This is a genomic window from Streptomyces sp. NBC_00435, assembly GCF_036014235.1.
In the GTDB taxonomy this organism is placed as follows: Bacteria; Actinomycetota; Actinomycetes; order Streptomycetales; family Streptomycetaceae; genus Streptomyces.
Genome location: NZ_CP107924.1, coordinates 2354489 through 2368697 on the forward strand (window position 1 = coordinate 2354489; position 14209 = coordinate 2368697).

A 14209-nucleotide genomic window follows, 5' to 3' on the forward strand; every position below is an offset into this window, starting at 1 on the left:
GCGTTTGAGGCGCCGGGGACCCCGGGCCGGGAGGGTTACGCGGGGAGGTGGGTGCGGACTTCTGCCGCCGCGTCCTCGCCGTACGCCTTCGTGAAGCGCTCCATGAAGTGCGCCCGGCCCAGGGTGTACTCCTGCGTGCCCAGGGTCTCGATGACCAGCGTCGCCAGCATGCAGCCGACCTGCGCCGCCCGCTCCAGGCCGACGCCCCAGCCCAGCCCGGTCAGGAACCCGGCGCGGAAGGCGTCGCCGACGCCCGTCGGGTCGACCTTCGCCGTCTCCTCCGGGCAGCCGACCACGATCGGGTCGTGGCCGACCCGGTCGATGCGGACGCCGTTCGAGCCGAGGGTGGTGACGCGCGTGCCGACCTTCGCCAGGATCTCCGCGTCCGACCAGCCGGACTTCGCCTCGATGAGGCCCTTCTCGTACTCGTTCGAGAAGAGGTACGTCGCACCCTCCATCAGGGTGCGGATGTTGTCGCCGTCCATCCGGGCGATCTGCTGCGAGAAGTCCGCCGCGAAGGGGATCCCGCGCGTGCGGCACTCCTCCGTGTGGCGCAGCATCGCCTCGGGGTCGTCCGCACCGATCAGGACGAGGTCCAGGCCGCCGACGCGGTCCGCGACCGACTTCAGCTCGATCAGGCGGGCCTCGCTCATCGCGCCCGTGTAGAAGGAGCCGATCTGGTTGTGGTCGGCGTCCGTCGTGCAGACGAAGCGCGCGGTGTGCAGGACCTCGGAGATCCGTACGGACTGGGTGTCGACGCCGTGCCGGTCGAGCCAGGCGCGGTACTCGTCGAAGTCGGAGCCGGCCGCGCCGACGAGGACCGGACGGGCGCCCAGCTGGCCCATGCCGAAGCAGATGTTCGGGCCGACACCGCCACGTCGTACGTCGAGGTTGTCGACGAGGAAGGAGAGGGAGACCGTGTGCAGCTGATCCGCGACCAGCTGGTCGGCGAATCGGCCGGGGAAGGTCATGAGGTGGTCGGTGGCGATGGAGCCGGTGACTGCGATGCGCACGGCGTGGACGCTCCTGCGAGGGACGGCAAGGGGGGACATTCAAAGCTACCCGCTCGGGGGCGTGAGGCCGACCGTCCGAAACTACCCCCAAGTAGGTCTTTCTTCGCCCGCGGTGCCGTGCTTACCGTGCCCCATGACCTACACCGATGGCTTCGGGTACGCCTGGCCCTCCGAGAACGCGGCGAGTGGCGACCAGCGGACGGCCGGCGCGCGCCCCGGCTTCGAGCGGCTCCTGGGCGACTGCGCCCGGATGGCCCCGCACTGGCAGGTTCCCGCGGACCCCCGTCCGGACCGGGTGGCCCCTTCGCAGATCCACGGGATCCGGGTCCCTGCGGCCTCGGCCCGGCTGATCGCCTCCACGGCGGCCTACGGGTACTGAGCCCGGGGGAACCGGATCCGCCGCTGTTCCGTCACACCCGCATCATCACCCCATGCGGGACGGGCAAAGGAGCGATGCGGTGACCAGCGAACAATCCGATGCATCAGGTGCCACACGACGGCGGCCGGCCTGGGCCGTCGGCTCGATCGCGGCCGCCGTCCTGCTGGCCGGCGGCGGCACGGCGTACTGGGCCGCGGTCGCGCACGGCGAGGGGCGTACGGGTGACAGCGCGGCCTCCGCGCCGCGCGTGGCCCCCTCGCCACCCGGGCCGTCCGGGCCCGGCATCGCCCCCGGCGAGCCCGATCCCTCCGGCGGCGGGGTCACGTACACCGCCGATGTCCGGCTGCCCGACGGGCCGGCCACGGCTCCGGCCTTCGCGGTGAGCGGTGAGGTGACCTCTGCCGAGGTGGCGCGGCTGGCGGCGGCCCTGGGGATCTCCGGTGCGCCCCGGCTGGTCGGTGGGACCTGGCAGGCCGGGGAGGGCGCCGACGGCTCCGGGCCCCGGCTCACGGTGAACCTCAAGGCCCCCGGGACCTGGAACTTCTCCCGCTTCCAGCCCGGCGGCGGGGACAACTGCCAGCGCGGCAAGGACACCTGCGGCCCGGCCACCCTCCCCCAGGGCATGGGGAGCGACCAGGGGCAGGGCCAGGACCAGGGCGGCGCCGCCGCGGGCGGGCCCGTACCGGAGGACGCCGCCAAGGCCGCCGCCGCGCCCGTACTGGAGGCCGTCGGCCAGGGCGCGGCCAAGCTCGACGCCCGGCTCGTGCAGGGCTCCGTACGCGTGGTGGCCGCCGATCCGGTGATCGGCGGGCTGCCCACGCAGGGCTGGTCCACCAGGATCGGCGTCGGGGCGGACTCCCGGGTGGTGTCGGGCAGCGGCGAGCTGAAGGCTCCGGCGAAGGCCGCCGAGCAGCCGGTGATCGGCGCCGTGGACGCGCTGGCCCGGCTCAACGAGAAGACCCGGGGGGCGGCTGACGGTACGGGCCCCGGCCCGAGCGGCTGTGCCACGTCCGTCCCGCTGACCCCGGACACCGCGGTCGGCGCCACGGACACCCTGCCGTGCAATCCGGAGCCGCGGCCGATGAAGCCGCCGCGGACGGAGTCGGTGCGGGGCGCCGCGCTCGGGCTGGTCCCGGGCACGGTCGGCGGGGCCCGGGGTCTGGTCCCGGCCTGGCTGTTCGAGGTGGCGGGCCGGGACGGCGGGCCCGGCCACACGGTGGCCCAGCCGGCGGCGCTCGCCGGGGAGACTCCCCCGGTCGTCCCGCCCGCGAAGGGACTCACCGCACCCGGGACCTCGTACACCGCGGCCGACCGGACGCTGACCGTGAACTTCTGGGGCGGGGTGTGCAGCACGTACGCCCTGGAGGCCCGGGAGCAGGCCGATTCGGTGCTGGTGAAGATCACGGACACCCCGAACAAGCCGGGTGGGGCCTGCATCATGATCGCGCAGGACATGACGGTGACGGCGCAGCTGCAGCAGCCGCTCGGCGACCGGAAGGTGATCGACGCGACGACGGGCAAGGCACTGCCCCGCCAGTAGCCGCACCTCGGGCGGCGCGGGGGGCCGCCCGAGGTGCGGGAGTGCGGGAGGGGCCCGTCCACGGATCTCCGTGGACGGGCCCCTCTCGTGCGCCTACGAGCTCAGCGGTGCCTAGCTGAAGGAGTCGCCGCAGGCGCAGGAGCCCGTGGCGTTGGGGTTGTCGATGGTGAAGCCCTGCTTCTCGATGGTGTCCACGAAGTCGATGGAGGCACCGTGCAGGTACGGGGAGCTCATCCGGTCCGTGACGACCTTCACACCGTCGAAGTCCTTGACGACGTCACCGTCGAGGGAGCGCTCGTCGAAGAAGAGCTGGTACCGCAGGCCGGAGCAGCCGCCGGGCTGGACGGCGACGCGCAGCGCCAGGTCCTCGCGGCCTTCCTGCTCCAGCAGGGTCCTGACCTTCTCGGCGGCGGCGTCGGACAGGAGGATGCCGTCGCTCACAGTGGTCTTTTCGTCCTGTACGGACATCTGCATTCACTCCCGAAGTGGGCGGCTCCCCACCCAAGGCGGGGAAACGTCGGACTCTTGCCGTCGGTGGCAACGAGCGGGACCGCGGATTCATTCCGCGACCCGACGCGTGTTTCAGAAATTCCATGCTCGCACACCCCCGCGCGGGGGCGACCCCGTACAGCGGGCGGGCGAATTCGTCACATCGACACTATCGGCATCGTCAAAGTGACGTGAAGCAGTTATGATAGATAGCGTCAAATAGACGAGAAGTCGAAGTGATGGCTTCAGAAGTCCCTTGTCGCAGAACAGAAAGGGTGCGTGTCGTGACCACCGCCCAGCCTTTGGACAACCAGCCTTTGGACGTCCAGCCGACGCCCCTCGCCCTGCTGCTGCTCGGCCGCGAGGCCGACCCCAAGAGCGAGCGCGGGGTGGAGTGCCCCGGCGACCTGCCCTCGCCGTCGGACCCGAACCTGGTGGCGCGCGCCCGCGCCGCGAAGGAGAAGCTCGGGGACAAGGTCTTCATCCTCGGCCACCACTACCAGCGTGACGAGGTCATCGAGTTCGCCGACGTCACCGGCGACTCCTTCAAGCTCGCCAAGGACGCGGCCGCCCGACCGGAGGCCGAGTACATCGTCTTCTGCGGCGTCCACTTCATGGCCGAGTCCGCGGACATCCTCACCTCGGACGACCAGAAGGTCGTCCTGCCGGACCTGGCCGCGGGCTGCTCGATGGCCGACATGGCCACCGCCGAGCAGGTCGCGGAGTGCTGGGACGTACTGACCGAGGCCGGCATCGCCGGCGGCACGGTCCCCGTCTCGTACATGAACTCCTCGGCCGACATCAAGGCCTTCACCGGCAAGCACGGCGGCACGATCTGTACGTCGTCCAACGCCAAGAAGGCCCTGGACTGGGCGTTCGAGCAGGGCGAGAAGGTGCTCTTCCTCCCGGACCAGCACCTGGGCCGCAACACCGCCGTCCGCGACATGGGCATGTCCCTCGACGACTGCGTGCTCTACAACCCGCACAAGCCGAACGGCGGCCTGACCGTCGAGCAGCTGCGCGGCGCCAAGATGATCCTGTGGCGCGGCCACTGCTCCGTGCACGGCCGCTTCTCGGTCGACTCGGTCAACGACGTGCGCGCCCGCATCCCCGGCGTGAACGTGCTGGTCCACCCCGAGTGCAAGCACGAGGTCGTGGCGGCCGCGGACTACGTCGGCTCCACCGAGTACATCATCAAGGCGCTGGAGGCGGCCCCGGCCGGCTCCAAGTGGGCCATCGGCACCGAGCTGAACCTGGTGCGCCGCCTGGCGAACCGTTTCGCCGCCGAGGACAAGGAAGTCGTCTTCCTCGACAAGACGGTCTGCTTCTGCTCCACGATGAACCGCATCGACCTCCCCCACCTGGTGTGGACCCTGGAGTCCCTGGCCGAGGGCAACCTTGTCAACCAGATCCAGGTCGACAAGGAGACCGAGAGCTTCGCGAAGCTCGCCCTGGAGCGGATGCTCGCGCTTCCGTAGCCGGCGCCGCTCCCCCCGGGAACGAGCGAAGGGCCGCCTCTCCTGCGAGGGGCGGCCCTTCGTCATGCCGGACCGTCGCGTCAGACCTTGACCGGGCTCTCGTCCTCCGAGGAGGCGGACGGGGCCGGGACCACGGTCAGCCGGGCCGTCCTCTTCGCGCGCCGGCGCTCCTTGCGGAGCTCCAGCATCGTGTAGAGCGTCGGCACCAGCAGCAGCGTCAGCAGGGTGGAGCTGATCAGGCCGCCGATGACGACCACCGCGAGCGGCTGCGAGATGAACCCGCCCTCGCCCGTGATGCCCAGCGCCATCGGGAGCAGCGCGAAGATCGTCGCCAGTGCCGTCATCAGGATCGGGCGCAGGCGGTGACGACCGCCCTCGACGACCGCCTCGACGACTCCGTAGCCCTGTGCCCGGTACTGGTTGACCAGGTCGATCAGGACGATCGCGTTGGTCACGACGATGCCGATGAGCATCAGCATGCCGATCATCGCCGGGACGCCCAGGGGGGTGCCGGTGACCAGGAGCAGACCGAGCGCGCCGGTGGCCGCGAACGGGATGGAGACCAGCAGGATCAGCGGCTGGACCAGCGAGCGGAACGTCGCGACCAGCAACATGAACACGATCGCGATGGCCGCGAGCATGGCCAGGCCCAGCTGCCCGAAGGCCTCGCTCTGGTCCTGCCCCACGCCACCGATGGTGGCCGTGGCGCCCGCGGGCAGGTCCAGGGCCTTGATCTTCGACTGCAGGGTGGCGCTGACGGCGCCGGTGTTGTCGCCGACCGGCTTCGCGGTGATGGTCGCGGCGCGTGCGCCGTCGATCCGGGTCATCGCGACCGGGCCGGGGACCTCCTTGACCTCGGCGATGTCACCGAGCCGGACCGGGCCGACGGGCAGCGCCTGCAGCTGGGCCAGGGTGGTGGCCGGCTGCGCGGACCTGATGACGATGTCCCGCTCGGTGTTGTCCAGTACGGCCTTGCCCGCCGGGTTGCCCCGCACGGCCTGGCCGACGATCGCGCCGAGCGCGGCCTGGTTCAGGCCGAACTCCGCGGCCCTGGGGGTCGCGGTGACGGAGATCCGGGGCACGGACTGGGACAGGTCGCTCTGCACGTCGGTGACGTCCGAGATCTTGGCGACCTCTGCGCGGACCTGCTCGGCGGCCTGGGCCAGGACGCCCGCGTCGCCGGCCTTGACGACGACGCTGAGGTTCTGGCTGCCGAAGCCGTCGCCCGCCGCGATGGTGGTGTCACCGATGCCGTCGAGGCCCTTGAGGGCGGTCTCGATGTGCTTCTTGGCGGCGTCGGTGACGTCGGCGCTCTTCAGCGTGACGGCGTACGAGGCCTGGTTGGAGCCGGTGCCGCCGCCGAAGGCGGCCATGAAGCCGGAGGAGCCGACGGTGACCTGGTAGGTCTCGACGCCCTCGGTGTCGGCCAGGACCTTCTCGACCTTGCGGCTCGCCTCGTCGGCGGCGGCCAGCGAGGTGCCCGGGGGCAGCACCTGCTTGACGTTCAGGGTCTCCTGCTCGCCCTGGTCGAAGAAGTTCGTCTTGAGCAGCGGGGTCATGCCCAGCGTCGCGACGAACACCACGACGGCGACGGCCAGGGTGGCGAACCGGCGGCGGGTGACCAGGTTCAGGGCCCGTACGTAGAACTGCTGGAGCTTGCTGCGGGACTCCTTCTCCTCGGCCTCGCGGCGAGCCTTCTCGATGCTGGCGGCGTCGCCCTCGCGGACGCCCTTCGGCGCGCGCAGGAACCAGTACGAGAGCACCGGCACGACCGTCAGGGACACGATCAGCGAGGCCAGCAGGGCCGCGGTGACGGTGATCGAGAACGGGCCGAAGAACTGGCCGACCATACCGCCGACGAAGGCGATCGGCAGGAAGACGGCCACGGTGGTGAGCGTGGAGGAGGTGACCGCACCGGCCACCTCCCTGACCGCGGTGATGATCGCGCTCTGGCGCTCCTCGCCGTAGCCGAGGTGACGCTTGATGTTCTCCAGGACCACGATCGAGTCGTCGACGACCCGGCCGATGGCGATGGTGAGCGCGCCGAGCGTCAGCATGTTGAGGGACAGGTCGCGGGTCCACAGCACGATCAGTGCGAGGACGACGGACAGCGGGATGGAGACCGCGGTGACCAGCGTCGAGCGCAGCGAGCCGAGGAAGACCAGGATCACGATGACCGCGAACAGCAGGCCGAGCAGGCCCTCGGTGGTCAGCCCCGAGATGGACTTGGCGACGGCCGGGCCCTGGTCGCTGACCACGGCCAGCTCGGCGCCGGAGCCGAGGGTGGAGCGGAGTTCGGGCAGCTTGTCCTTGACGGCGTCCGAGATCGCGACGGCGCTGCCGTCCTTGTCCATGGTGAGGACGAGGGCGAGGCTGGGCTTGCCGTTGGTGCGGGTGATGGAGTCGGCCTTGGCCGGTTCCTGCTTCACGCTCGCCACGTCACCGAGGCGGACGGCCGGCTTGCCCGGTCCGGCGGTGAGGCGCAGCTCCTCCAGCTGGGCGAGCGAGGTGTAGCCCGACCCGACGCGCACGGTGCGGTTCTTGCCCGCCTCGTCGAAGGAGCCGGCGGGGACGGTGGCGCCGCCCGCCTGCAGGCCCTGGGCCAGCGTGGCGCCGTCGAGGCCGGCCGCGGCGAGCTTGGCGTTGTCCGGGGTGACGGTGACCTGGAGGTCCCGGACTCCGTTGACGCTGACCTGGCCGACGCCCGCGATGTCCTCCAGGACGGGGACCACGGACTTGTTCAGCTGGTCGGCCAGCGCCTGCTGGTCCTTGTCGGAGGTGACGGCGAGGATCACGGTCGGCATGTCGTCCGTGGAGCCGGCGATCACCTGCGGGTCCACCTCGGCGGGCAGCCGGACGCGGGCCCGGTTGACGGCCTGCTGGACGTCGGCGACGAGTTGCTTGGTGCCGTCGTCGCCGTAGTCGAAGGTCGCCATGATGACGGCGTTGCCCTCGCTGGCGGTGGAGGTGATGCCGGTGATGCCGTCGACGCCCTTGAGCAGGGACTCGATCGGCTCGACGACCTGCTTCTCCACCACGTCGGGCGAGGCGCCCTGGTACGGCGCGAGCACCGACACCATCGGCAGGTCTATGGAGGGCAGCAGCTGCTGCTTGAGCTGCGGGATGGCAATGGCGCCGAAGAGGAGCGCGACGAGCGACACGAGGCCGATCAACGCCCTTTGGGCCAGGCTGAAGCGGGACAGCCGGAACATGGGTATGGGGATCTCTCTGCAGGAACGTGAGTGGCGTCTACGAAGTCGTGCCGTCGGGCACACCCGAAGGCACCCCACCCTCTCCCGCGCGCGGGCATCCCGGCGTCGGCCCCAGGTCCCGTCCTTACCGCGGGCATACCGCGTCCGCAGTAGGCGGGCCTACTCCGCCCTGGGTCGGACTAGTCCCGATTCGTACGCGATGACCACCAATTGGGCACGGTCACGGGCGCCCAGTTTGGACATGGCCCGGTTCACGTGGGTCTTGACGGTGAGCGGGCTGACTTCCAGCCGGCCGGCGATCTCATCGTTGGACAGGCCGGCCGCCACGAGTACGAGGACCTCGCGCTCGCGTCCGGTCAGCGCGGCGAGCCGCTGCGCGTGGGCGGCGCCCGAGGCGGGGGTGGCCCCGGCGCCGCCGCCCTGCGCGAGGAAGGTGGCGATGAGCCCCTTGGTCGCGGCCGGGGAGAGCAGCGCGTCCCCGGCGGCCGCGACGCGGATGGCGTTGAGCAGTTCCTCGGGCTCGGCACCCTTGCCGAGGAACCCGGAGGCGCCCGCCCGCAGGGCCGCGGCCACGTACTCGTCGACCTCGAAGGTCGTCAGCATCACCACGCGCACGTCGGCCAGTTCGGGATCGGCGCTGATCAGCCGGGTGGCGGCGAGGCCGTCGGTGCCCGGCATCCGGATGTCCATGAGCACGACGTCGGGCCGCAGACCGCGGGCCAGCTCGAAGGCCTGCGCCCCGTCGGACGCCTCCCCCACCACGCACATGTCGGGCTCGGAGTCGACGAGCACCCTGAACGCGCTGCGCAGCAGTGCCTGGTCGTCGGCGAGGAGGACGCGTACACGTCGTGCGGGAGCGGCTTCGGCAGGCTGGGTCATACGGTCAGAGTAGGCACGGGGCCAGCGCCGGACCGCCACGGCCCGGTCGGAGCCGGTCTAGGCCGCCGGGAGGATCGCGTGGACCCGGTAGCCACCGCCGTAGCGGGGGCCCGCGAAGCAGGAGCCGCCCAGGGCGACGGCCCGCTCGCGCATGCCGAGCAGGCCGTGGCCGCCGCCGGGTTCGCGGGGCTCGGGCGCGGGGTCCGCCGCGGAGCCGCCGTCGTCCAGCACGGTCACCTCGACGGAACCGCCCACCCGGACCACGCTGACCTCGGCGCCGGCCCCCGGGCCCGCGTGCTTGCGCACGTTGGTCAGCGCCTCCTGGATCACCCGGTACGCCGCCAGGTCCACGGCGGCGGCCAGGGGGCCCTGCTCCTGGCCCAGCTGCACCATGACCTTCACCGGGAGGCCGGCGTTGCGGAAGGTGTCGACGAGGTCGTCCAGGAGCGCCAGACCCGGCGCGGGCTCGGTCGGCGCCTCCGGGTCGCCCGACTGGCGCAGCAGCCCGACGGTCGCCCGGAGCTCGTTGAGGGCCGAGCGGCTGGCGTCCCGTACGTGCGCCAGGGCCTCCTTGGCCTGGTCCGGACGCTTGTCCATGACGTGCGCGGCCACTCCCGCCTGCACGTTGACCAGGGCGATGTGGTGGGCCACCACGTCGTGGAGGTCCCGGGCGATGCGCAGGCGCTCCTCGGCGACCCGGCGCCGGGCCTCCTCCTCGCGGGTGCGCTCGGCCCGTTCGGCCCGCTCCCGTATGGCGTCGATGAACGCCCGGCGGCTGCGCACCGCGTCGCCCGCGGCCGCGGCCATGCCGGTCCAGGCGAAGATGCCGATGTTCTCCTGCGCGTACCAGGGCAGCGGGCCGGCCAGCATGGCCACGCCCGTCAGCCCGGCCATGGTGACGAGGCCGACCTTCCAGGTGGTGGGGCGGTCGGTGCGGGAGGCCAGGGTGTACAGGGCGATGACCGTGCACATGGCCACGGGGGCCCGCGGCTCCCCGGTGGTCAGTTCCAGCAGCGAGAGCCCGATCGCCACGGCCAGTACGGCGCGCGGCCGCCGGCGCCGCAGCACCAGGGCGGCGGCGCCGAGCACCATGAGGACCAGCGAGAACGTCTCGGGGGTGCGGGTCCCGAAGGTCGGCCCGTGCGCCCCGTGCGGGTTGGCGAAGGACCCGACGACCATGGAGACGAGCGCCCCGAGCGCGAGTGCGGCGTCGGTGGCCAGCGGATGGTCCCGCATCCACTGCCGTGTGGGGGCGAACGGCCCGAGGTGTGTCGTCACCCCGATACGGTACGGCCCCGCGCCCGTTCTCAGCCCCGGGGCGGCGGTGCGGGAGGCGTTGAGGGCGGGGTCGCGGGTGGCGCCGGGGGCTGGGACGCGGGTGGCGCCACGGGCGGGCGCTGCCCCAGCGGGGTGCGGGAACGCTCCGGACCCCACTTCGCGCGGACGAAGCAGATCGCCATCACCGAGGCGATGGCCGCCAGGTGTTCCTTGCCCGCCAGGTTGTCCTTGAACAGCAGCTCGCCGATCATCACCACGATGACCACGGACCCGGTCACGTACGCCCGGTAGCGCCAGCAGACGTAGATCGCGAGCCCGACCACCGCCGCCGAGGGCCCGGTGTCGTTGACGATCCGGTCCGACACGGGCAGGCCGAAGGGGTGGTCGGCGCCGAGCGAGAGCCCGATCCGCGCGTACGTGGTCCCGGCCAGGGTGGCCACGTAGCCGATGGCCAGCGTGCGCCACCAGCCGATGCAGATCTCCGAGATCCCGAAGACGAGCAGGATCTGGGCGAGCGCACCCCACACCGGCAGGTCCAGCGCCGGTACGAACAGCGACAGGGGGGTCCGCAGGAGGGCCAGCCAGAGCGGGTCGACGGCTTTGACCGACCCGAGGTTCTGGACCGGCTGGAAGCCCCATGACGTCTGTTGCACGATCTGGAAGACCGAGGTCAGGCAGACCGCGCCGATGGTCATGGGGATCGCCCGCCACTTGTCGTGGACGAGCGCGTCCCGGACCGTCCAGTACAGGGGCCCCCACTCGCGGCGGGCGAACCGCCGCAGTGAGGCAGTCGTCAACGCTTGCTCTCCAGATGTCTGCGGTGCATCCACTTCGGCAGCCCGGGTGCTTCCAGGAAGCCCTCGGCCCGGCCCGCCGCGATGCCGATCCGCAGCAGGTCCGAGCTCTTCTCGAAGAGCATGAACCTCGGTTCCCAGATCGGCCGGTATTTGGCGTTGGCCCGGTAGAGGGACTCGATCTGCCACCAGCGCGAGAAGAAGCTCAGCAGCGAGCGCCACATGCGCAGCACGGGACCGGCGCCGAGCTTCGACCCACGCTCGAAGACGGATCGGAACATGGCGAAGTTGAGCGAGACTTGTGTGACCCCGATCTCCTTTGAACGTTCCAGGAGTTCGATGACCATGAACTCCATCAGACCGTTCTCCGAATCCCGGTCACGGCGCATCAGATCCAGCGACAGGCCCTTGGGTCCCCACGGCACGAAGGACAGCACGGCCCGCAGCCGGCCGTCCCCGTCGAAGCACTCCAGCATCACGCACTGGCCGTCGCCGGGATCGCCCAGCCGGCCCAGTGCCATCGAGAAGCCGCGCTCGGTCGCGCCGTCGCGCCAGTCGTCGGCGCGCAGCAGGAGCACGTCCATCTCGTCGGACGGGATGTCGGCGTGGCGGCGGATGCGGACCGTGTACCCGGCCCGCTTGACGCGGTTGTACGCCTGGCGGACGGTCCGCATGGCACGGCCCTCCAGGGTGAACTCGTCGGTTTCGACGATGGCCTCGTCGCCCAGTTCCAGCGCGTCCAGTCCGTGCCGGGCGTAGATCTGCCCGGCTTCCTCGCTCGCGCCCATCACCGCCGGCACCCAGCCGTGCTCGCGGGCCTCGGCCAGCCACGGCTCGATGGCTCCGGGCCAGGCCTCGGGGTCGCCGATCGGGTCGCCGGAGGCCAGCGAGACGCCGCCGACGACGCGGTAGGTGACGGCGGCCTTGCCGGTCGGGGACCAGATGACGGACTTCTCGCGGCGCAGCGCGAAGTAGCCGAGGGAGTCGCGGTCGCCGTGCCGGGCGAGCAGGACGCGCAGCTTCTCCTCGTCCTCCTCGCCGAGCGGGTCCACGGCGCGGCGCGAGCGGAAGGCCGCGAACAGCACGGCGAGCAGCAGCAGCGTCGACATCACGTTGATGGTGACGTCCACCCAGCCCGGGGTGGTGATGGAGTTGTACGCCTTGTCGTCGGGGGCCAGGGTGACCAGCCGCATCACGCCGTACCGCCAGCGGGCCAGGAACGTGGCGTCGGCGGCGTCCGGGTCGGTGTTGGTGGCGCCGACGAGGAGCGCGGCGACCAGGGAGGTCACCAGCAGGCCCACGGAGGCGACCAGGCTGGCCAGCAGTGGGTTGGAGCGGTCGCCCTTGGCGTAGAACTCCCGGCGGCCCAGCAGCAGGGCGCCGACGAAGAGCGCGGTCAGCCCGAAGGCCACCCAGTTCTGGGCGTGCCCGCGGAACTCCGGATAGCAGAACTCGTACGTGCCGCCCGAGCACGGGGTGAAGGAGGCGACGGCGGCCATGGCGAAGGCCACCAGCAACAGGCCGCTGAGGACGAGGTTCAGGATCCAGGCCGCCCGCTTGCGGCGGCCCATGGTGACGGTGAGCAGCAGCGAGAACGCCGCGGAGGCGAAGCCCGCCGTGAGCAGGTACGGGGTGTAGAAATCGGCGGTGCTGTGCCGGCGCAGGTCCTGCCCGAGCGAGAACCACACCGCGCTGAGCAGGTTGACGAAGGTGACGGCGCGCAGGTACCAGACCACGAAGGTGGCGCTTCGCCTCGATCGGAGGCTTCCCCGCCCACCCTCCCGGGTGTTCCCCTGGCCGTTCCCCTGGCCGGGTTCCCGGCCGCCCCCTGGTTTGCCGTTGCCGCTCGGATCCCCACCGGTTCCTCGGTCGGTCTTCCGCTCGGTCTCTGCGCTGGTCAAACGGACCTCTCCCATAAAAGCGATGATATGGGGCATCGCGGTCCGAGCTCGGCTGCCCCGGGGGCCACGGCCTGGTCAGGACCACGGGCCCCGGTGACTCATTCGGCCGGCTCGACGGCCCTCTCCGGGAGCTCCGCCGCGAGTGCGGCGGCCGCCTGGACGAGGGGAAGTGCCAGCAACGCCCCGGTTCCTTCTCCCACAGTGACGCCGTGGTCGAGCACCGGGTTGAGCGCCATCCGGTCCAGGGCCTTGGCCTGGCCGGGCTCCCCACTGGCGTGTCCGGCCAGCCACCAGTCCGGGGCCCGGAAAGCGGCCCGTTGGGCCACCAGTCCGCAGGCCGCCGAGACGACTCCGTCGAGGATGACGGGGGTGCGGCGCACCGCGCACTGGAGCAGGAAGCCGGTGATCGCGGCGACGTCCGCACCACCGACGGCGGCCAGCAGTGCGACCTGATCCCCGAGGACGGGCCGGGCGCGTCGCAGCGCGTCGCGGATCGCCGCGCACTTGCGCATCCAGGTCAGGTCGTCGATCGGTACGCCGCCGCGGCCGGTGACCACGGAGGCGTCGGTGCCGCACAGGGCGGCGACGAGGGTGGCGGCGACGGTGGTCCCGCCGACGCTCAGGTCTCCGAGGACGACCAGGTCGGTCCCGGAGTCGGCCTCCTCGTCCGCGATCCGCATCCCGAGCCGCAGCGCCTGCGCGGCCTCCTCGGCCGTGAGCGCGTCCTCCACGTCGATCCGCCCGCTGCCGCTCCGTACGCGGTGCTTGGTGATCTCCTCCGGCAACAGCCCCGGGTCGCAGGCCAGACCGGCGTCGACGATCCGCACCGAGGCGCCGAGCCGCGCGGCCAGGATCGCCACCGGGCTCTTCCCGTCGAGGACCGAGCGCACCAGCTCGTGGGCGCTGCCGGCGGGCCGGACGGACACGCCCTCGGCGGCGACCCCGTGGTCGGCGGCGAACAGCACGACGCGCGGACACACGATCGGCTGGACCGGCACGCGCCCCTGCGCGGCGGCGAGCCACTCGGCGAGTTCGTCGAGCCGCCCCAGCGCCCCGGCCGGCACGGCCTGCCGTTCACGGCGTTCCTCGGCGTCACGCCGCACGCCCCCGTCGGGGCGCTCGATCAGATCGGAGAAGTCGTCGAGATTCAGCGTGGTCATCTGCCAGAGAGTACAGCGGACCCCCAACGGCCCAGAACGGCCTCGGGGTCAGGCGCCCGACCGCGCACCGCGGAGCTGTGACCGGG

11 protein-coding genes are annotated in these 14209 nt (G+C 71.8%); 3 read left to right on the forward strand and 8 right to left on the reverse strand.

Features of this window, described 5'->3' with window-relative positions; translation table 11 throughout:
* Positions 1 to 35: 35 nt before the first annotated feature.
* Complete coding sequence (locus OG389_RS10790) at positions 36 to 1013, reverse strand: carbohydrate kinase family protein (RefSeq protein ID WP_328298255.1); 978 nt, start codon at positions 1011 to 1013, stop codon at positions 36 to 38.
* A 133-nt stretch (positions 1014 to 1146) separates the two neighbouring features.
* Between OG389_RS10790 and OG389_RS10795 the strand changes: the two genes are divergently transcribed.
* Complete coding sequence (locus OG389_RS10795) at positions 1147 to 1392, forward strand: hypothetical protein (RefSeq protein ID WP_328298256.1); 246 nt, start codon at positions 1147 to 1149, stop codon at positions 1390 to 1392.
* A 79-nt stretch (positions 1393 to 1471) separates the two neighbouring features.
* On the forward strand, positions 1472 to 2932 hold the full coding sequence (locus tag OG389_RS10800) for a hypothetical protein (protein WP_328298257.1): 1461 nt from the start codon (positions 1472 to 1474) through the stop codon (positions 2930 to 2932).
* Between the two features lie 111 nt (positions 2933 to 3043).
* Here the strand turns inward: OG389_RS10800 and erpA are convergent, their stop codons facing one another.
* Positions 3044 to 3400 carry an iron-sulfur cluster insertion protein ErpA gene (gene erpA / locus OG389_RS10805; RefSeq protein WP_214949940.1) on the reverse strand — a complete coding sequence of 119 codons (357 nt, stop codon included), beginning with the start codon at positions 3398 to 3400 and terminating at the stop codon, positions 3044 to 3046.
* A gap of 296 nt (positions 3401 to 3696) precedes the next feature.
* On the opposite strand from erpA, the gene nadA reads away from it, so the two are divergent.
* Positions 3697 to 4899 (forward strand): quinolinate synthase NadA, encoded by a 1203-nt coding sequence (gene nadA / locus OG389_RS10810; RefSeq protein ID WP_328298258.1) that lies wholly within the window; start codon positions 3697 to 3699, stop codon positions 4897 to 4899.
* Positions 4900 to 4979: 80 nt separating this feature from the next.
* Here the strand turns inward: nadA and OG389_RS10815 are convergent, their stop codons facing one another.
* The 6 genes from OG389_RS10815 to cobT all read right to left on the reverse strand — a co-directional run bounded on the left by OG389_RS10815 (position 4980) and on the right by cobT (position 14123).
* Complete coding sequence (locus OG389_RS10815) at positions 4980 to 8111, reverse strand: efflux RND transporter permease subunit (protein WP_328298259.1); 3132 nt, start codon at positions 8109 to 8111, stop codon at positions 4980 to 4982.
* Positions 8112 to 8270: 159 nt separating this feature from the next.
* The gene (locus tag OG389_RS10820; protein WP_328298260.1) at positions 8271 to 8990 is read right to left on the reverse strand and encodes a response regulator transcription factor; all 720 of its coding nucleotides are present in this window, start codon (positions 8988 to 8990) and stop codon (positions 8271 to 8273) included.
* Positions 8991 to 9047: 57 nt separating this feature from the next.
* Complete coding sequence (locus OG389_RS10825; protein ID WP_328303665.1) at positions 9048 to 10226, reverse strand: sensor histidine kinase; 1179 nt, start codon at positions 10224 to 10226, stop codon at positions 9048 to 9050.
* A gap of 71 nt (positions 10227 to 10297) precedes the next feature.
* Positions 10298 to 11065, reverse strand: coding sequence for a hypothetical protein (locus tag OG389_RS10830; protein ID WP_328298261.1), 768 nt, complete (start codon positions 11063 to 11065; stop codon positions 10298 to 10300).
* Positions 11062 to 12798, reverse strand: a complete 1737-nt coding sequence (locus tag OG389_RS10835) for a phosphatidylglycerol lysyltransferase domain-containing protein (protein WP_443059245.1) — start codon at positions 12796 to 12798, stop codon at positions 11062 to 11064. The genes OG389_RS10830 and OG389_RS10835 overlap by 4 nt, the downstream gene beginning before the upstream one ends.
* A 263-nt stretch (positions 12799 to 13061) precedes the next feature.
* Positions 13062 to 14123 (reverse strand): nicotinate-nucleotide--dimethylbenzimidazole phosphoribosyltransferase, encoded by a 1062-nt coding sequence (cobT, locus tag OG389_RS10840; RefSeq protein ID WP_328298263.1) that lies wholly within the window; start codon positions 14121 to 14123, stop codon positions 13062 to 13064.
* Positions 14124 to 14209: the final 86 nt, after the last annotated feature.

What these genes read in the sequence shown, in the direction of transcription:
- OG389_RS10795 (WP_328298256.1), top strand. Translation starts at nt 1,147, where the DNA reads ATGACCTACACCGATGGCTTCGGGTACGCCTGGCCCTCCGAGAACGCG.
- erpA (WP_214949940.1), bottom strand. Translation starts at nt 3,400, where the DNA reads ATGTCCGTACAGGACGAAAAGACCACTGTGAGCGACGGCATCCTCCTG.
- OG389_RS10815 (WP_328298259.1), bottom strand. Translation starts at nt 8,111, where the DNA reads ATGTTCCGGCTGTCCCGCTTCAGCCTGGCCCAAAGGGCGTTGATCGGC.
- OG389_RS10820 (WP_328298260.1), bottom strand. Translation starts at nt 8,990, where the DNA reads ATGACCCAGCCTGCCGAAGCCGCTCCCGCACGACGTGTACGCGTCCTC.
- OG389_RS10825 (WP_328303665.1), bottom strand. Translation starts at nt 10,226, where the DNA reads ATGCGGGACCATCCGCTGGCCACCGACGCCGCACTCGCGCTCGGGGCG.
- cobT (WP_328298263.1), bottom strand. Translation starts at nt 14,123, where the DNA reads ATGACCACGCTGAATCTCGACGACTTCTCCGATCTGATCGAGCGCCCC.